We start from the raw sequence: 18,400 nt of genomic DNA on the forward strand, positions 1-18,400 counted from the left end.
GTGCCCCGGATGTGTCCTGATCGAATCTTCGTGTCCTCTTCTGTCTGAAAGGTTTTTTCCATGCTGCGCGTTGCGGTTCCCAACAAGGGTTCGTTGTCCGAGTCCGCCGCCGAGATTCTGAGGGAGGCCGGTTACCGCTGGCGTACCGATTCTCGGGATCTGACTGTGATCGATCCGGTCAACGAGGTCGAGTTCTTCTTCTTGCGTCCGAAGGACATCGCGATCTACGTCGGGTCGGGTGAGTTGGATCTGGGGATCACCGGCCGGGATCTGGCGTTGGATTCGGGTGCGCCGGTCAGCGAGCGGTTGTCGTTGGGGTTCGGGTCGTCGCGGTTCCGGTATGCGGGTCCGAAGGATCGGGCGTGGAAGATCGAGGATCTGCAGGGTCTGCGGGTCGCGACGTCGTACGCGAATCTGGTGCGTAAGGATCTGGCGGAGCGGGGTATCGAGGCGACGGTGATCCGGCTCGATGGTGCGGTGGAGATCTCGATCCAGCTCGGTGTCGCGGATGCGATCGCCGATGTGGTGGGGTCGGGTCGCACGCTGCGGCAGCATGATCTGGTGGCGTTCGGTGAGTCCCTGTGCGATTCGGAGGGTGTGCTGATCGAGCGGGAGGGCGCGGATCGGGCCGATCGGGCTCGTAACCAGTTGATTGCCCGGCTCGAGGGTGTGGTGTTTGCGCAGCAGTACGTGATGATCGATTACGACTGCCCGAAGCACTTGCTCGACGCCGCGGTGAAGGTGACCCCGGGTTTGGAGTCGCCGACGATCTCGCCGCTGGCGAACGATTATTCGGTGGCGGTGCGGGCGATGGTGTCGCGTAAGGGTCACAATGCGGTGATGGATCAGCTTGCGGAGCTCGGTGCCCGCGCGATCCTGGCGTCGGACATCCGGTCGTGCCGTGCGATGCGGGGCGTCGCGGGCGAGTGAACGGTGCCCCCTGCCGGGGGTGGGTGACGGGTGCGGTCTCGCGTCAGCGGGGCCGCACTTGCACGTTCTGGGTGATGCGTCCGAGCGGGCCGTGTTGGTCGTGGAGTGCTCCGGTGGTCATGCCGATGCCGTCGGGGCCGACGGAGGTTTCGGCGGAGATGCCGGTCCAGTGGCTGCTGGGTTCGCGGAACAGGTGGACGGTCAGGTCGGTGTTGAGGAACAGCCAGTGTGCGGGGTCGAGTTTCGATCCGATGCCGTTGGCGACGTCGGCGACGGTGAAGAGTCGTTCGAGGCAGGTGGGGGTTTCCCCTTCGACGAGGTCGAGGCGGGCGCGGAGCCATGCGGCGGACGGCCCGGGTACTCCGAGTGGGGTCACGATGTGCCAGTCGAGGGTGTCGATGTAGCCGCTGAGCCCGAACAGGGTCATGTCGGAGGGCTCGGCGGCGGGGTCGATGGGGGTCAGTGCCGGTTCGGAGGTGCGGGCGACGTCGGGGAGGTCGTGGGTCTGAAGGCGCCATCCGGTGCCGCGCGCCACGGCGCGTGCGGTGCCGCCGGGGGTGGTGGCCCACAGTTCGGCGACGACGAGTTCGATCTGGCGGCCAGGCCGGTCGAGGCGGGTGCGCACTTCGATGTCGGTCAGCGGTACGGGGCCGAGCAGGTCGATGCAGAGGCGGGAGAGCCGGGTGTCGGGGCGTGGCAGGTGGCGGGCGAGGGCGCGGGCGAGTAGGGCGGACGGGGGTGCGCCGTGCTGCAGGTCGGGACCCCAGGTGCTGACGGTGTGGCGGGTGGGTCGGAAGTATTCGACGTGGGTGTCGGGTGGGGTGCGCTCGCGTGTGCTTTCGGGTGCGGGGATGGGCACGAAATAGGCGGTGTCGCTCACGCGGTCGGTCTCCCGGGTCTGGTCGAGTATGAGCTTTCGATGATGGCAGGGCCGGTGGGTGTGGGGTGCGTGGGGGCTCACCTGCGGTCACCTGGCAGGCTGGTGTGCGGCCTGGCACCGTGTCGGGTCTGGCGTCACGGGTGTGGCGGTTGCATGTAGGTGAAGGTGGCACGGCGATGGCAGTAGGCGGACTCGGGCGCAGCGGACCGTTCGAGGTGGGCGATCGGGTGCAGTTGACCGACGCCAAGGGCCGCAAGTACACCGTGGTGCTCGAGCCGGGTAAGGAGTTCCACACCCATCGCGGTGGGATCCTGCATGACGATCTGATCGGCACGGACGAGGGCACGGTGGTGACCTCGACGAACGGCACGCCGTATCTGGCGTTGCGTCCGCTGCTGGTCGATTATGTGCTGTCGATGCCGCGCGGGGCGCAGGTGATCTATCCGAAGGATGCGGCGCAGATCGTGCACGAGGGCGACATGTTCCCTGGTGCCCGTGTCCTCGAGGCAGGTGCCGGGTCGGGTGCGTTGACGTGTTCGCTGCTGCGGGCGGTGGGCCCGGAGGGCAAGGTCATCTCGTACGAGGTGCGCGACGATCATGCGGTGCATGCGGTGCGCAATGTGGAGACGTTCTTCGGGGAGCGCCCGGCGAACTGGGATCTGACGGTCGCCGATGTCGCGTCGTACGACGTCGAGAAGCACGGGCCGGTGGATCGGGTGGTGCTGGACATGCTGGCGCCGTGGGATGCGTTGCCTGCGGTGGCGAATGCGTTGGTGCCCGGTGGTGTGTTGATCGTGTATGTGGCGACGGTGACGCAGTTGTCGAAGGTCGTCGAGGCGATGCGTGAGCAGACGTGCTGGACCGAGCCGCGGTCGTGGGAGTCGATCGTGCGGGACTGGCATGTGGTGGGGTTGGCGGTGCGGCCGGAGCATCGTATGCAGGGACATACCGCGTTCCTGGTGTCGGCCCGCAAGTTGGCGGAGGGGACTGTCACGCCGAGGCCGCAGCGGCGCCCCAGCAAGGGCTGAGACGCCGCCGTCGGGAGAGCGCCGGTTCACTCGCAGGTCAGGCGACCCAGTTCGAGGAGGGAGCAGGTGCTGTCGTCGGCGAGCAGCCATGTGTCGTCGACCTCGGTGAAGGTGAGTGTCAGGGGCGCGCCGCCGTGCGGGCCGTCGACCTCGGTGACCGCGGTGACCGTGGTGTCGTCGACGCCGGTGACTTCCCCGACCGTGGCGGTGAGCGGGTAGCCGGTGAGTATGTCGTTGAACTGGGTGAGCACGGCGGTGCGGGCCTCACCGTTTTCGATGACGGTGACCTTGGCGTCGACGGGGGCGGCGGGGTCGAAGAACACGTCCATCTGTGTCTGGAGGTCGGGGGCCGTGACGGGCGCGTCGACGGTGCCGGTGGGGGCATCGAGTGCGTCGGCGCTGGTGGGGGTCGTGGTCGACGTTTCGGTGGTGGTGTCGTTGTCCGAGGAGCAGGCGGGCAGCACGGTGACGGCGAGGACGGTGGCCGCAGCGGCCCAGAGGGTGCGGGTGTTCACAGAAGTGGTCCTTTCGGGAACATACGTAACGGCACGAACGTCGAGATTAGGTAAGGCTAACAGCGTGGCGGCCGGGTGTGCCGCCGTGGAGCCGTGACAGGAGCGACACGCGTTCGCAACACCCGGATTTCGTGTCACCCCCCACTTTTCGGTGAACTGCCGGTAGCGTGGAATGACCAAGTGGAGGGAGTCGCACATGAGCTCGTCAGAGAATCCGGACTCGGGTGCTGCCGCACGGGAACTCGAAGAACTGCGCGCCGAGGTGGTCGCCCTCCGGACCAGGCTCACCGAACCGTCCGACCGGCTCCGCGACCTCGAGTCGCGGCTCGAATCGGTCACGATACGTAACGGGAAGCTGCTCGAGACTCTCAAGGAGGCCCGGCAGCAGTTGCTCACGCTCCGCGAGGAGGTCGATCGTCTCGGTCAGCCGCCCAGCGGGTACGGGGTGTTGCTCGAGGCGTTCGAGGACAGCACGGTCGATGTGTTCACGTCGGGCCGCAAGATGCGGGTGGGGGTCTCCCCGAATCTCGACGTCGAATCGTTCCGGACGGGCCGGACGGTGCGTCTGAACGAGGCGTTGACGGTCGTCGAGGTCGGCGGGTTCGAGCAGGTCGGGGAAATCACCACGTTGCGTGAGTTGCTCGGCGACGGGCGCCGCGCGCTGGTGGTCGGGCATGCCGACGAGGAGCGGGTGGTGTGGCTGTCGGAGCCGCTTGCGCAGATCGCGGCCCGCACTCTCGATTCGTCGGTCGAGGAGGTCATCGACGAGAACGGTGACCGGTTGACGTTGCGCTCGGGTGATTCGTTGCTGGTCGACAGTAAGGCCGGGTACGCGTTCGAGCGGATCCCGAAGGCCGAGGTCGAGGATCTCGTGCTCGAGGAGGTGCCGGACGTCGACTACGGCGACATCGGTGGTCTGGGTCGGCAGATCGAGCAGATCCGCGATGCGGTCGAGTTGCCGTTCCTGCACAAGGATCTGTTTCGCGAGTATGCGTTGCGGCCGCCGAAGGGTGTGCTGTTGTACGGCCCACCCGGGTGCGGTAAGACTCTCATCGCGAAGGCGGTCGCGAATTCGCTGGCGAAGAAGATCGCTGAGGCCCGCGGTGAGGATTCGAAGGAGGCGAAGTCCTTCTTCCTCAACATCAAGGGTCCGGAACTGCTCAACAAGTTCGTCGGTGAAACCGAGCGGCACATTCGGATGATTTTCCAGCGGGCTCGGGAAAAGGCGTCCGAGGGCACTCCGGTGATCGTGTTCTTCGACGAGATGGATTCGATTTTCCGTACCCGCGGTTCGGGTGTGTCGTCGGATGTGGAGACGACAGTGGTGCCGCAGCTGCTCAGTGAGATCGACGGTGTCGAGGGGCTCGAGAATGTCATCGTCATCGGTGCCTCCAACCGTGAGGACATGATCGACCCGGCGATCCTGCGGCCGGGCCGGCTCGATGTGAAGATCAAGATCGAGCGTCCCGATGCGGAGGCGGCGCTCGACATCTTCTCGAAGTACCTGACCGAGCAGTTGCCGGTGCACGCCGACGACATCGCCGAGTTCGGTGGCGACCGGACGGCGTGTGTGCGGGCGATGATCGAGCGGGTGGTCGATCGGATGTACGCGGAGTCGGAGGAGAACCGGTTCCTGGAGGTCACCTACGCCAACGGCGACAAAGAGGTCCTGTACTTCAAGGACTTCAACTCGGGTGCGATGATCCAGAACATCGTCGACCGCGCGAAGAAGTACGCGATCAAGGCGGTGCTGGACACGGGGACGAACGGTCTGCGGGTGCAGCATCTGCTCGACTCGATCGTCGACGAGTTCGCCGAGAACGAGGATCTGCCCAACACCACCAACCCCGACGACTGGGCGCGGATCTCCGGGAAGAAGGGCGAGCGGATCGTGTACATCCGCACGTTGGTCACGGGCAAGAATGCAAGCGCGAGCCGCGCGATCGACACCGAGTCGAACACCGGCCAGTACCTGTAGGACGCCTCATGCCGTTGCCGCGTGTGCTGGCCCGGGTCAATCGGGTGGCCACGAATCGGATTGCGACACCGGTAGCCCGGTTTCTGCCGGGCGCCGGTGTCGTCGAGCATCGTGGTCGTCGGTCGGGGCGGCAGTACCGGACACCGGTGTTGTTGTTCACCGACGGTGCGCGGTTCCGGGTGGCGTTGACCTACGGCACCGACACCGACTGGGTCCGTAACGTGCGGGCCGCCGGGGGTGCGGTGCTACTCACCCGGGGTCGGCGGGTGCCGGTCACGGACCCGACCATCGGATGTGATCCGGGGGCGGGGTGGGCGCCGTGGCCGGTCGGGGCGGTGTTGCGGATGATCGATGCGTCGAGCTATCTGGATTGTGCGGCCCGCCGCACGGGCGCGGGGTCCTCGATCACCTAGTCTCGATGGTATGCAGCGGATCATCGGTATCGAGGTCGAGTACGGGATTTCGTCGCCCAGTGACCCCACAGCGAACCCCATCCTCACGTCCACCCAGGCGGTGCTCGCGTACGCCGCGGCGGCCGGGGTGCCGCGCGCGAAGCGGACCCGGTGGGATTATGAGGTGGAGTCGCCCTTGCGGGACGCCCGCGGGTTCGATCTGGGGCGGTTCAACGGCCCGGCGCCGGTGATCGACGCCGACGAGGTCGGGGCGGCGAACATGATCCTCACCAATGGGGCGCGCCTGTATGTCGATCATGCGCATCCGGAGTTCTCGGCACCGGAGGTCACCGATCCGCTCGATGCGGTGATCTGGGACAAGGCCGGCGAGCGGGTGATGGAGGCCGCGGCGCGGCATGCGTCGAGTGTGCCGGGAGCGCCGCGCCTGCAGTTGTACAAGAACAACGTCGACGGTAAGGGCGCCTCCTACGGCACGCACGAGAATTACCTGATGGCGCGGGACACCCCGTTCTCGGCGGTGGTCGCGGGGCTGACCCCGTTCTTCGCGTCCCGGCAGGTGATCTGCGGGTCGGGGCGGGTGGGGATCGGGCAGTCAGGGGACGAACCGGGTTTCCAGTTGTCGCAGCGCGCCGATTACATCGAGGTCGAGGTCGGATTGGAGACCACCCTCAAGCGCGGCATCATCAATACCCGCGACGAGCCGCACGCCGATCCCGACAAGTATCGGCGTCTGCATGTGATCATCGGTGATGCGAACCTGGCGGAGATGTCGACGTATCTGAAGGTCGGTACGACCGCGTTGGTGCTCGATCTGATCGAGGCGGGGGTCGATCTGTCGGATCTGCAGTTGGCGCGGCCGGTCACGGCGGTGCATCACATCAGTCACGATCCGACCTTGCGGAAGACGGTGGCGTTGTCCGACGGCCGGGAGGTCACGGGTCTGGCGTTGCAGCGTCTCTATCACGAGCGGGCCGCGAAGTTCCACGACGGCACCGACGATGCGCGGGTGCTCGACATTCTCGATAAGTGGGCGATGGTGCTCGATCTGCTCGAGCGGGACCCGATGGAGTGCGCGGATCTGTTGGATTGGCCCGCGAAGCTGCGGTTGCTCGAGGGATTCCGGCAGCGGGAGTCGCTGGCCTGGTCGGCGCCGCGGCTGCATATGGTGGATCTGCAGTATTCGGATGTGCGTCTCGACAAGGGCCTGTACAACCGGCTGGTGGCCCGCGGGTCGATGCAACGTCTGGTCACCGAACAGCAGGTGCTCGATGCGGTGCATTCCCCGCCGACGGACACCCGCGCGTATTTTCGTGGTGAGTGTCTGCGCCGGTTCGGTGCCGATATCGCAGCGGCGTCGTGGGATTCGGTGATTTTCGATCTCGGGGGTGAGTCGCTGGTGCGGATCCCGACTCTCGAGCCGTTGCGGGGCAGTCGCGCGCATGTCGGGGAGCTGCTCGAGACGGCGCAGTCGGCTGCGGAACTGGTCGATCAGCTCACTCACTGACCTTCCGATGCCCGCACAGGTGCGGGGCGGTGTGGTTGCGACACGCGCCGGGACGCCGCGCGCGGTCGCCTCTGCTCGGTAGTGTGGAGAGCAATGTCGTGGTGTGCGGCACGGTCGCCGACCGGGGTCGTGTGCCACTCGAGTACAGGAGGAGGTCGCGGCTATGGCGCAGGAGCAGACCACACGCGGTGGCGGCGGAGACGACGACGAGGTGACCGGCGACGGCGGTGCGGGTCAGGAACGCCGTGAGAAGCTGGCCTCGGAGACCGACGATCTCCTCGACGAGATCGATGATGTGCTCGAGGAGAATGCGGAGGACTTCGTCCGGGCGTATGTGCAGAAGGGTGGCCAGTGACAGCGGACAGATCATCGCTTCCTTACCGCGAGGTGCAGGGTCGCCTGCACCTCGCGTCCCCGTTGTCGTCGTTCACCGATCATTTGCGGGCGTATGCGCCGGAGTTGTTGCCGGAGAACCGGTTCGTGCGTGAGCAGGGTAGTTTCGGTGAGCTCGCACCGCACGGCACGACGATCGTGGCGGTCACGTTCGACGGTGGGGTGATCCTCGCGGGCGACCGGCGGGCCACGATGGGCAACATGATTGCGTCACGTGACGTGGAGAAGGTGTTCGTCACCGACGCGTATTCGGCGGCGGGTATTGCCGGCACGGCGGGTCTGGCCGTCGAGATGGTGCGTTTGTTCGCGGTCGAGCTCGAGCACTACGAGAAGATCGAGGGTGTCTCGCTGTCGTTCGACGGTAAGGCGAACCGGCTGGCGTCGATGGTGCGCGGCAATCTCGGGGCTGCGATGCAGGGTCTTGCGGTGGTGCCGTTGCTCGTCGGGTTCGATGTGGATGCGTCGGATGTGCGGCGGGCAGGGCGGATCGTGTCGTACGACGTGGTCGGTGGCCGCTACGAGGAACGCGCCGGGTATCACGCGGTGGGGTCCGGGTCGGTGTTCGCGAAATCGGCGCTCAAGAAGCTCTACCGCGCCGACGCCGACGAAGCGGCTGCGCTGCGCATCGCGGTCGAGTCGTTGTACGACGCGGCCGACGATGATTCGGCGACCGGTGGCCCGGATACCACCCGCGGGATCTATCCGACCGCGGTGGCGGTCACCGCGGCCGGGGCAGTAGTGGTGTCGGAAGCGTTGTTGGCGGAGTTGGCGCAGGCAATCGTGGTCGACCGTACTGCAGGAGGTATCCGATGACGCTGCCGTATTATGCGTCCGCCGAGCAGATCATGCGTGATCGCTCGGAGCTGGCCCGCAAGGGCATCGCCCGGGGACGCAGTGTGATCGCGTTGATCTATTCCGACGGTGTGGTCTTCGTGGCGGAGAATCCGTCGAAGGCGCTGCACAAGATCAGTGAGCTGTACGACCGGCTCGGGTTCGCGGCGGTGGGCAAGTACAACGAGTTCGAGAGTCTGCGGCGGTCGGGGATCATGCGTGCCGACATGCTCGGCTATTCGTACGATCGGCGGGATGTGACGGGCCGGTCGTTGGCGAACGCGTACGCGCAGACCCTCGGGACGATCTTCACCGATCAGCCGAAGCCCTACGAGGTGGAGATCTGTGTCGCGGAGGTCGGTCCGGCCGACTACACCGAATCCGCGCAGCTGTACCGCATCACCTACGACGGGTCGATCGTCGACGAGCTGCAGTTCGTGGTGATGGGCGGCAACACCGAACCGATCCTGACGGCGGTGCGTGAGTCGTACCGTCCCGGACTGGACTTGGCGGCAGCGATCGAGGTGGCCGTGTCCGCATTGCAGAAGGGTACGGCGACCGGACAGGATGCCGCGGGGCGTGTCCTCGGGCGCGGGGAGCTGGAAGTCGCGGTGCTCGAACGGTCCCGGCCGCGTCGCGCGTTCCGACGTATCTCCGGTGCGGCCCTCGACGCGCTGCTGCCTGCGGCCACCGCGGCAGCTGCCCCGTCCGATACCGCGACCGAGAACACTCCGGACGACGGTGGCACCGATCAGGGTGCGAGCTGAGCATCCGTTAATCGGTACACGGTCAGCGCCGTCGGGACCGCTTTCACCTCGAAGGCCGTACCGTCGGCGCTGACTTCTCCGTCGGTCGCCAACGCGACCGGCGGTCCGCCCAGCCGCACCGACACCGACGTGACGTCACGCTGCTGGTACACGGCGGTGCTGCCGAGGGTGCCGGTGGCGGCCGCGAACAACAGCCGCGTGCGCGACCAGCGCCGATCGGCACGCAGGTACCGCACGTCGAGGGTGCCGGCATCGAGAGCGGTCCGCGACATCGGCACCTGGTCGGTGGGCCGATAGTGGCCGTTGCCGATGAACAGCAACCACAGCGCCGTCTCGGTGCCGTCCACCCGCGCCCGTATGGGGGTGGCGGTGGCGAGTACCGCGATCATCGCGGCGGCCGCGGCGGGCCATTTCCCGATGCGGGGCTCCCACAGCTCCCGGAGTCGCACCGAATCCGGGTAGCCGCCGAGACTGGCGGTGTTGAGGAAAATCCGCTCGCTGTGTCCGTGGGGGCCGGTGACGGTCACCGCACCGAGGTCGATGCGCGCCGCGAGTCCACCGGTGACGGCGCGGGCCGTGTCGCCGGTGGTGCCGGAGCCGACATCGAGGGCGAAATGATTGAGGGTGCCGCCGGGGAACACCGCGAGCGGTAGGTCGTGACGGTGTGCGAACGCGGCGACGGTCGCGACGGTCCCGTCCCCGCCGCACACCCCCAGCGCCCTAGGTCGGACGGTGGTGACGAGTTGTTCGAGGTGTTCCTCGAGGTCGGTGTCGGGGTCGAGTAGTTCGATGCGGGCCTGTGGAAGCAGTTCCGCGAGGTCCGCTGCGATGGTGTCGCTGCTTCCGGACTGCGGGTTGACCACCACCAGCAGCCCACGGCCGCCGGGCAGTGCCGGGGCATCGGCGGCGGTGTCGACGCGGGCCGGTTCCGCGGTGCGGACCGCCCACCAGCGCCGGGTGGACAGCGCGACCGCGGAGCCCACGGCGGCACCGACGAGGACATCGCTGGGCCAATGCACCCCGGTGTGGACCCGTGAATAGGCGACGGCGGCCGCGAGCGGGGCCAGCACCGCGCCTGCCACCGGTGATTCGAGTGCCACCCCGGTGGCGAATGCTGCCGCCGAGGCGGCATGCCCGGACGGGAACGACGAGGACCGGGGGATCGGCACGAGGCGGCGCGCGAACCGGGGGTCGGTGCGGGCCGGAGGGCGGCGGCGGGGAAGCAGTGGTTTGAGGGCAGCGTTGGCCAGCGCACTGGCACCGGCCACCGACAGCAGCCCGCGGACCGCGCCGCGGCGGGCCCGGCCGCCGTACAGGACGCACACCGCGGCGCACCCCATCCACAGGACACTGTGATCGGCGCTGCGGGTGAGTCGGCGGAAAGTCGAATCGACAGCGGTCGGAACACGGTCGGTGAGCGTGAAGAGCGCATGGTCGGCGTCGCGGGTCTGTCGGTGGAAGGTCACAGGTGGGAACTGTAGATGCGTTGCACCCGCTCGGGGTCGGGTGTGCGCGGTACTGTCGAAGTGTGCAGCGACGAATCATGGGTATCGAGACGGAGTTCGGCGTCACGTGCACCTTCCACGGGCATCGCAGGTTGAGCCCGGACGAGGTGGCCCGCTATCTGTTCCGGCGGGTGGTGTCGTGGGGTCGCAGCTCGAATGTGTTCCTTCGGAACGGGGCACGCCTGTATCTCGATGTGGGTTCCCACCCGGAGTACGCGACCGCCGAGTGCGACGATCTGCTTCAGCTGGTCGAGCATGATCATGCGGGCGAGCGGGTGCTCGAGGATCTGCTCGTCGATGCGGAGGAACGCCTCGCCGAGGAAGGTATCGGCGGCGACATCTACCTGTTCAAGAACAACACCGATTCGGCCGGGAATTCGTACGGCTGTCACGAGAATTTTCTGGTGGCGCGGGTCGGGGAGTTCTCTCGCATCTCCGATGTGCTGTTGCCGTTCCTGGTGACCCGCCAGTTGATCTGTGGGGCCGGGAAGGTGCTGCAGACGCCGAAGGCGGCAACGTTCTGCCTGTCGCAACGCGCCGAACACATCTGGGAGGGTGTGTCGTCGGCGACGACCCGGTCGCGGCCGATCATCAACACCCGCGATGAGCCGCACGCCGACGCCGAGAAGTACCGGCGGTTGCATGTGATCGTGGGCGATTCGAACATGTCGGAGACCACGACGATGCTCAAGGTCGGGTCGGCGTCGTTGATGCTCGAGATGATCGAGGCCGGGATTTCGTTCCGCGATTTCGCGTTGGACAATCCGATCCGCGCGATCCGGGAGGTCAGTCACGACTTGACCGGCCGCCGCCCGGTGCGGTTGGCGGGGGGCCGGCAGGCCAGCGCCCTCGATATCCAACGCGAATATCATGCGCGGGCGGTGGAGTATCTGCGGCACCGCGAGCCGGATGCGCATGTGGCGCAGGTGGTGGATCTGTGGGGTCGGGTCCTCGACGCCGTCGAATCGCAGGATTTCGCGAAGGTCGACACCGAAGTGGACTGGGTGATCAAACGCAAACTGTTCCAGCGGTATCAGGATCGCTACAACATGGAGTTGTCGGATCCGAAGATCGCCCAGCTGGATTTGGCGTATCACGACATCAAACGGGGCCGGGGTGTGTTCGATCTGTTGCAGCGCAAGGGGTTGGCGACGCGATTGACCACCGACGATGCGGTGGATCGGGCGGTGGATACGCCGCCGCAGACCACCCGCGCGAAGCTGCGTGGTGATTTCATTGCCGCCGCGCAGGAGGCGGGCCGTGATTTCACGGTCGACTGGGTGCATCTCAAGCTCAACGATCAGGCGCAACGCACCGTGTTGTGCAAGGACCCGTTCCGGTCGGTCGACGAGCGGGTCGATCGGCTCATCGCGTCGATGTAGCGGCCGCCGCCCAGCGACACGGCCTCGAGTCCCGGCCACTCACCCGCCCGCACGGATGCGGGCGGGTGAGTGGGCGTCGGGGGCATTAGGGTTGGCCCGTGGCGATCTCGAAAGTCGAACGGTTGGTCAACCTGGTCATCGCGTTGCTGTCCACCCGCCAGTTCCTCACCGCGGAGAAGATCCGTGCCTCGGTGGCGGGTTATGCGGAGTGTGCGAGCGACGAGGCGTTCAGCCGCATGTTCGAACGCGACAAGAACGAACTGAGGGACCTCGGGATTCCGCTCGAGACGGGGGTGCCGTCGCGCTACTCCACCGTCGAGGGCTATCGCATCAACCGGGACGCCTATGCGTTGCCGGAGATCGAGCTGAGCCGCGAGGAGACCGCCGCGGTGGCGGTCGCGGCGGCGCTGTGGGAGTCGCCGGAGTTGACGTCGGCGGCGCAGGGCGCGCTGCTCAAGTTGCGGGCCGCCGGGGTGCAGGTCGACGCCGACCCGGCGGGTACGGTCGCGGCGATTCCGGCGCGGGCCCGCGGTTCCGAACCTGCCCTGCAGAAGTTGCTTGCCGCGGTCGACGAGCGACAGGCCGTGCAGTTCGAGCATCGCAGTGCCCCCACCGATCCGTGGACACTGCGCACGGTCGAACCGTGGGGTGTGGTGACCGTGCACGGCCGCTGGTATCTGGTCGGGCATGACCGGGATCGCGCCGCGACCCGCACGTTCCGCCTGTCGCGCATCTCGGATGAGGTCACGGTGGTCGGGGACCGGGGTGCGGTGCAGATCCCTGTCGGGGTGGATCTGCGGGCCCGGGTGCTCGCCGCAACCCGCCCCGGGGATGTGACCGGGTCGGCTCGGGTGTGGGTGGCTGCGGGCCGCGCGTACGAGGTGCGCCGGCTCGGACGGGAGCTCGGGGCGCGGCAGATCGGTGACCGCGACGGCTCCGTGCTCGAGGTACCGCTGCGCTCCGGGGAATGGATCGCCCGCACCCTTGCGGGGCAGGGCGCCGACGCGTTGGTGCTCGACCCGCCGGAATTGCGCGACGAGGTGCGGCAGATCCTGTCACGGGTCGCCGCCGGTGGCGCGGCAGAACTCGACAACACGGCAGACCGCAGCATGGGGGACGACACGGTGGGGGAGGAACGTCGATGAGCAGTACCCGACTCGCCGGGCGCTTGACCCGGCTATTGAATCTGGTGCCGTACTTCACGGCCCGGCCGGGGATCAGCGCCGCCGAGGCCGCCCGCGATCTGGGTGTCACCCCGAAACAGATCATGGACGACCTGAATCAGCTGTGGGTGTGCGGGCTGCCCGGCTACGGCCCCGGTGACCTGATCGACCTGTCGTTCTCCGAGGAGAGCATCGTGGTGACGTTCACCGCGGGCATCGACCGCCCGTTGCGGTTGACCTCTACCGAAGCGACGGTGCTGCTCGTCGCACTACGGTCCCTGCTCGAGATGCCCGGGGTGGTCGATCCGACGGCAGCGCAGAGCGCCATCGCCAAGATCGAGGCGGCCGCCGGGAGCGCCGCGGCGGGCGCGGACATCGCGGCTGCTCCGGTCCCCGACGATCCCGTCGCCGCACGCGTGCGCGCGGCCGTCCGCGACCGGCGTGCAGTGCACCTGACCTACTATTCGGCGTCCCGCGACACCGTCTCCGAACGCGATGTCGACCCGATCCGCATCGTGCTCATCGACGAGCACACGTATCTGCAGGCGTGGTGCCGCACCGCCGAAGGCGTGCGGCTGTTCCGGTTCGACCGGATCGACGAGGCTCGGGTCCTCGACGAACCTGCGCGGCCCCCGCAACGGGCCCTCGACGACGATGAACACCTCGAACTGTTCGCCGGGGACCCGTCGTTGCCTGCCGCCCGGCTGCGGATCGCCCCGTCGTACACATGGCTGCTCGACTACTACCCGCTCACCGACGTGACCGTGCTGCCCGACGGTAGTTGTGAGGCGGTGCTGCGGTTCGCGTCGCCGGAGTGGCTGGTGCGGCTTGTGGTGGGCCTCGGTGCCGGCGTGCGGGTGCTCGGCCCGCCACCACTGCGCGACGCGGTGCAGGCCCGGGCGGCCGCGGCGCTCGACGCCTACGTGGCCCTCGGGGGCGACACGGCCGTGTAGAGCCGACACCGTCGTGTGAACACTGCGCGAACTGTGGGGGGAACCGCTTCTGCCGGGCCGTCGATGTGCTGTGGGTCCGGTAGCATCGTGCAGAGCCAATCAGTGGAGGTTGTAAATGGGTGCAATGAGCCCGTGGCACTGGGCCATCGTCGCGTTGGTCGTCATCATCTTGTTCGGCTCGAAGAAGCTGCCGGATGCCGCGCGCGGTCTGGGCCGTTCGCTTCGGATCTTCAAGAGCGAGGTCAAGGAGATGCAGAACGACGGCGCGTCGACGACGGCCCCGCAGCCCGCGCCGAACCCGTTGCCCGCAGCGGCGGAGCCGACGCAGCAGATTCCGACGCAGCAGGCAGCTCAGCCCGACCAGCGGTCGGCCTGACCGAGTTCTCCCCACCGGGGCACCCGCCGGGTGTCCCGGTTTCCGCTGACCCCAGTGCCCCACCGCGGTGGTGGCCCTGACAGGAGCTGAGATCCGCACCGTGCGCATCCCGTTCGATCCACGCCGCAGTCGGCGCAAGACCAATCCCGACGGCAACATGTCGCTGGTCGAGCATCTCTACGAGCTGCGCACACGGCTGCTCATCGCCGTCGCCGCGGTGATCGTCACCACCATCGCCGGGTTCTTCTGGTACAGCCACGGCCCGTTCGGCACGTCGAGCCTCGGTGAGATCCTGCTCGAACCGTATTGTTCGCTGCCTGCCGCGTCCCGCGCCGACTTCAGCAGCGATGGCGGCTGTTATCTGCTGGCCACCGGCCCCTTCGAACAATTCATGCTGCGGTTGAAGGTGGCCGCGACCGCCGGTGTGGTGCTCGCGTGCCCGGTGTGGCTGTATCAGCTGTGGGCGTTCATCACCCCCGGCCTGTATTCGAAGGAACGGCGTTACGCGGTCGGGTTCGTCACCTCCGGCGCGGTCCTGTTCGTCACGGGCGCGGTCCTGGCGTATCTCGTGGTCACTCACGCGTTGTCGTTCCTGTTGACCGTCGGCAACGACGTGCAGGTCACCGCGCTGTCCGGTACCGAGTACTTCGGGTTCATGATCAACCTGCTGGTGATCTTCGGGGTGTCGTTCGAGATCCCGCTGGTGATCGTGGCGCTCAACGCGGTCGGGATGCTCTCCTACGAGAAACTCAAGGCCTGGCGCCGCGGCCTGATCATGGCCGTGTTCGTCTTCGCTGCGATCGCCACCCCCGGGCAGGATCCGTTCTCGATGCTGGCGTTGGCGTTGGCCCTGACCCTTCTGGTGGAGATCGCCATCCAGATCGCGCGCCTGAACGACAAACGGCGCGCCCGTAAGGCCCGCGCCGAAGGCTGGGGTGATCTCGACGACGAGGAGGGTTCGGCGATCCCGTCTCCGACTCCGGTCGAGAAGCCGTCTTCGGCTCCGGCACCCACCGACTATTCCGACACGCTGTGACGGGCCCCTCCGATACGCCGCGGGCGGATATGGCGGCGCCGCACCTGGAGACGTTCGCGTCCGGTCTGCCGTTTCCGCTGGACCCGTTCCAGCAGCAGGCGTGCCGCGCGCTCGAGGGCGGGCATTCGGTGCTGGTGTGTGCGCCCACCGGCGCCGGGAAGACCGTGGTCGGGGAATTCGCGGTGCATCTGGCCGTCGAGGCAGGCACCAAATGCTTCTACACCACCCCGATCAAGGCGTTGAGCAACCAGAAGTACGCGGATCTGTGTGCCCGGCACGGCAAAGACCGGGTGGGGTTGCTCACCGGCGATCAGTCGATCAACCCGAACGCGCCGGTGGTGGTGATGACCACCGAGGTGCTGCGCAACATGCTGTACGCGTCGTCGCCGACGCTGATCGGGCTGAGCCATGTGGTGATGGACGAGGTGCATTTCCTCGCCGACCGGTTCCGCGGTGCGGTGTGGGAAGAGGTCATCCTGCATCTGCCGGAGGATGTGCGGCTGGTGAGTCTGTCGGCGACGGTGTCCAACGCCGAGGAGTTCGGTGAGTGGATGACCACGGTGCGCGGCGACACCACCGTCGTCGTCGACGAGGTGCGTCCGATCCCGCTGCATCAGCACATGATGGTCGGGCCCCGTCTCTACGACCTGTTCGACGCCCGCGCCGAACCCGCCGACACGCCCGCGGCCGAGCGTCGCCGCGGGGTCGTGGTGGATCCGGAATTGGCGGCGCAGGTGCGGCGCCGCGCGAGCATCGACGGCGACCGCTGGCAGTCCCGCGGGCGGGGCACGTTCCGGCCGATTCCGCGCCCTGATGTGATCGCCCGCCTCGACGCAGAGGGGCTGCTGCCTGCGATCACGTTCGTGTTCTCCCGCGCCGGGTGCGACGCGGCGGTCTCGCAGTGCCTGCGGTCCGGGCTGCACCTGACGACCGAGGAGGAAGCCACCGAGATCCGGCGGATCGTCACCGAGCACACCCGCGAATTGCCGCGCGCCGACCTCGAGGTGCTGGGTTTCGCGTCGTGGCGCACCGCGCTCGAACGTGGCATCGCGGCGCATCACGCGGGAATGTTGCCCGCCTTCCGGCACACCGTCGAAGAACTGTTCGTGCGGGGTCTGGTGCGGGCGGTGTTCGCCACCGAGACCCTCGCCTTGGGTATCAACATGCCGGCACGCACCGTGGTGCTCGAACGGTTGGTCAAATACAACGGGGAAACCCACGCCGAGCTCACTCCCGGCGAGTACACGCAGCTCACCGGGCGGGCCGGACGTCGCGGTATCGACGTCGAGGGACATGCGGTGGTGTTGTGGCAGCCGGGTGTGGAGCCGGCCGCGGTGGCGGGTCTGGCGTCGACGCGCACGTTCCCGCTGCGCAGTTCGTTCCGCCCGTCGTACAACATGGCGGTCAATCTCATCGACGCGGTCGGCGTCGAGCGGTCCCGCGCGCTGCTGGAGATGTCGTTTGCACAGTTCCAGGCCGACAAGTCGGTGGTCGGCGCCACCCGCGGCATCGAACGCAACGAGGCACAGCTGGCGAAGATGCGCGAGCAACTCGGCGGCGCCGACAGCGAGATCTTCGACTATGTGCGGTTGCGGGCGGATCTGACCGACGCCGAGCGGCAGCACGAGCGCACGAAGCGCCAGAATCGTCGGCAGGAAGCGGTCGAGTCGCTGGTGGCGTTGCGGCCCGGTGAGATCGTCGCGGTCCCGGCGGGCCGGCGCACCGGGTTGGCGGTGATCATCGACCCCGACCGGGATCTGAGCGATCCGCGTCCGTATGTGGTGACCGCCGACGGGTGGGCGGGTCGTCTCTCGGCGGGCGATTTTCCCACCCCCGCGGTGGTGGTGGGACGGTTGAAGTTGCCGCGGCACGCCGATCCGAGCACCGGTCGGGGCCGGCGGGACATCTCGTCGGCGTTGCGGTCGAAGGAGCTGGTGCCGCCGCGCCGCACCAAGCGGTCCCGCACAGGTGGCGGCGACACCCGCGAGATCGATTCGTTGCGCCGCGCGCTGCGCGGGCATCCGGCGCGGGAGAACCCGGATGTGGAGGCGTTGGCGCGGGTCGGGGAACGCTACAACCGGTTGACGCGCGATACCGAGCATCAGCGACGTAAGACCGCGGCGACCACCGATTCGTTGGCGCGCACGTTCGAGCGGATCGTGTCGTTGCTGACGGAGCGGAGTTATCTGACCGGTGGGGACGATCCGGCGACGACCGAGGCGGGGGAACGGCTCGCCCGGATCTACACCGAATCGGATCTGCTGGTCGCCGAGTGTCTGCGCACCGGAGTGTGGGCGGGGTTGTCGCCGGCGGAGCTTGCGGCGGTCGTCTCGACGGTGATCTTCGAGTCGCGGGGCGACGAGGTGCCGGAGGTGCGGGGTCCGACCGGGCCGATCCGGCGGGCGTTGGCCGATACGGTGCGGTTGTGCGACGAGTTGCGGGCCGATGAGCTACGGAATCGGTTGCCGACGACCCGCGAACCGGATTTCGGGTTCGTGTCCGCCGCGTACACGTGGGCAGGGACCGCATCGTTGACTGAGTCGCTGCTCGCGGCTGTCACCACGGGCAGTGAACTGTCACCGGGTGACTTCGTGCGGTGGTGCCGGCAGTTGATCGATCTGCTCGATCAGATCCGCACGACTTCGCAGGACCCGGCGTTGGCGAAGGCGGCGGGGCGGGCGGTCGGCGCGATCCGCAGGGGGGTCGTCGCCGTCGATGCGACCGCGGTATGAGCGGTGCCGCACGG

The 18,400-nt window shown here is 67.6% G+C and carries 17 protein-coding genes; 14 read left to right on the forward strand and 3 right to left on the reverse strand.

What is annotated here, in order from left to right; all coding sequences use genetic code 11:
- Positions 1 to 60: 60 nt before the first annotated feature.
- On the forward strand, positions 61 to 930 hold the full coding sequence (gene hisG / locus ACFWCF_RS06190; protein WP_378558505.1) for an ATP phosphoribosyltransferase: 870 nt from the start codon (positions 61 to 63) through the stop codon (positions 928 to 930).
- Between the two features lie 43 nt (positions 931 to 973).
- Here hisG and ACFWCF_RS06195 read toward each other — a convergent pair whose 3' ends face one another.
- Positions 974 to 1,810 carry a thioesterase family protein gene (locus ACFWCF_RS06195; protein ID WP_378558508.1) on the reverse strand — a complete coding sequence of 279 codons (837 nt, stop codon included), beginning with the start codon at positions 1,808 to 1,810 and terminating at the stop codon, positions 974 to 976.
- Positions 1,811 to 1,986: 176 nt separating this feature from the next.
- Here ACFWCF_RS06195 and ACFWCF_RS06200 point away from each other — a divergent pair, with 176 nt between their 5' ends.
- The gene (locus tag ACFWCF_RS06200; protein WP_378558511.1) at positions 1,987 to 2,838 is read left to right on the forward strand and encodes a tRNA (adenine-N1)-methyltransferase; all 852 of its coding nucleotides are present in this window, start codon (positions 1,987 to 1,989) and stop codon (positions 2,836 to 2,838) included.
- A 26-nt stretch (positions 2,839 to 2,864) separates the two neighbouring features.
- Here the strand turns inward: ACFWCF_RS06200 and ACFWCF_RS06205 are convergent, their stop codons facing one another.
- The gene (locus ACFWCF_RS06205) at positions 2,865 to 3,353 is read right to left on the reverse strand and encodes a nuclear transport factor 2 family protein (protein ID WP_378558513.1); all 489 of its coding nucleotides are present in this window, start codon (positions 3,351 to 3,353) and stop codon (positions 2,865 to 2,867) included.
- Between the two features lie 196 nt (positions 3,354 to 3,549).
- Here ACFWCF_RS06205 and arc point away from each other — a divergent pair, with 196 nt between their 5' ends.
- The 6 genes from arc (at position 3,550) to prcA (ending at position 9,239) form a co-directional block, all read left to right on the forward strand.
- Positions 3,550 to 5,331, forward strand: a complete 1,782-nt coding sequence (gene arc, locus ACFWCF_RS06210; RefSeq protein ID WP_378558516.1) for a proteasome ATPase — start codon at positions 3,550 to 3,552, stop codon at positions 5,329 to 5,331.
- A gap of 8 nt (positions 5,332 to 5,339) precedes the next feature.
- Positions 5,340 to 5,744 carry a nitroreductase/quinone reductase family protein gene (locus tag ACFWCF_RS06215; protein ID WP_378558519.1) on the forward strand — a complete coding sequence of 135 codons (405 nt, stop codon included), beginning with the start codon at positions 5,340 to 5,342 and terminating at the stop codon, positions 5,742 to 5,744.
- 10 nt (positions 5,745 to 5,754) lie between these two features.
- Positions 5,755 to 7,248 (forward strand): depupylase/deamidase Dop, encoded by a 1,494-nt coding sequence (dop, locus tag ACFWCF_RS06220; protein ID WP_378490505.1) that lies wholly within the window; start codon positions 5,755 to 5,757, stop codon positions 7,246 to 7,248.
- 163 nt (positions 7,249 to 7,411) lie between these two features.
- Positions 7,412 to 7,603, forward strand: coding sequence for a ubiquitin-like protein Pup (locus tag ACFWCF_RS06225; RefSeq protein WP_169690235.1), 192 nt, complete (start codon positions 7,412 to 7,414; stop codon positions 7,601 to 7,603).
- Entirely contained in the window at positions 7,600 to 8,454 is an 855-nt protein-coding gene (gene prcB, locus ACFWCF_RS06230) for a proteasome subunit beta (RefSeq protein ID WP_378558522.1), read from the forward strand. Before ACFWCF_RS06225 ends, prcB begins: the two co-directional genes overlap by 4 nt.
- Positions 8,451 to 9,239: a proteasome subunit alpha gene (prcA, locus tag ACFWCF_RS06235; RefSeq protein ID WP_378558525.1), complete on the forward strand. Its 789-nt coding sequence runs from the start codon at positions 8,451 to 8,453 to the stop codon at positions 9,237 to 9,239. The genes prcB and prcA overlap by 4 nt, the downstream gene beginning before the upstream one ends.
- On the opposite strand, the gene ACFWCF_RS06240 is transcribed toward prcA, so the two are convergent.
- A complete protein-coding gene (locus tag ACFWCF_RS06240) occupies positions 9,224 to 10,705 on the reverse strand; it encodes a bifunctional phosphatase PAP2/diacylglycerol kinase family protein (protein WP_378558528.1) in 1,482 nt (493 codons plus the stop codon). The two genes, prcA and ACFWCF_RS06240, sit on opposite strands and share 16 nt — an antisense overlap.
- A gap of 62 nt (positions 10,706 to 10,767) precedes the next feature.
- Here ACFWCF_RS06240 and pafA point away from each other — a divergent pair, with 62 nt between their 5' ends.
- From pafA to ACFWCF_RS06270, 6 genes are all read left to right on the forward strand, one after another.
- Positions 10,768 to 12,126 carry a Pup--protein ligase gene (pafA, locus tag ACFWCF_RS06245; protein WP_378558530.1) on the forward strand — a complete coding sequence of 453 codons (1,359 nt, stop codon included), beginning with the start codon at positions 10,768 to 10,770 and terminating at the stop codon, positions 12,124 to 12,126.
- A 98-nt stretch (positions 12,127 to 12,224) separates the two neighbouring features.
- Positions 12,225 to 13,271 (forward strand): helix-turn-helix transcriptional regulator, encoded by a 1,047-nt coding sequence (locus ACFWCF_RS06250; RefSeq protein ID WP_378558533.1) that lies wholly within the window; start codon positions 12,225 to 12,227, stop codon positions 13,269 to 13,271.
- The gene (locus tag ACFWCF_RS06255; protein WP_378490499.1) at positions 13,268 to 14,242 is read left to right on the forward strand and encodes a helix-turn-helix transcriptional regulator; all 975 of its coding nucleotides are present in this window, start codon (positions 13,268 to 13,270) and stop codon (positions 14,240 to 14,242) included. Before ACFWCF_RS06250 ends, ACFWCF_RS06255 begins: the two co-directional genes overlap by 4 nt.
- A 115-nt stretch (positions 14,243 to 14,357) precedes the next feature.
- Entirely contained in the window at positions 14,358 to 14,618 is a 261-nt protein-coding gene (gene tatA, locus ACFWCF_RS06260; RefSeq protein WP_378490498.1) for a Sec-independent protein translocase subunit TatA, read from the forward strand.
- Between the two features lie 100 nt (positions 14,619 to 14,718).
- A complete protein-coding gene (tatC, locus tag ACFWCF_RS06265) occupies positions 14,719 to 15,654 on the forward strand; it encodes a twin-arginine translocase subunit TatC (protein ID WP_378558536.1) in 936 nt (311 codons plus the stop codon).
- A 29-nt stretch (positions 15,655 to 15,683) separates the two neighbouring features.
- Positions 15,684 to 18,386: a DEAD/DEAH box helicase gene (locus ACFWCF_RS06270; protein ID WP_378558679.1), complete on the forward strand. Its 2,703-nt coding sequence runs from the start codon at positions 15,684 to 15,686 to the stop codon at positions 18,384 to 18,386.
- Positions 18,387 to 18,400 lie beyond the last annotated feature (14 nt).

This window comes from Rhodococcus sp. NPDC060090 (assembly GCF_042729855.1).
Taxonomy (GTDB): domain Bacteria; phylum Actinomycetota; class Actinomycetes; order Mycobacteriales; family Mycobacteriaceae; genus Rhodococcus.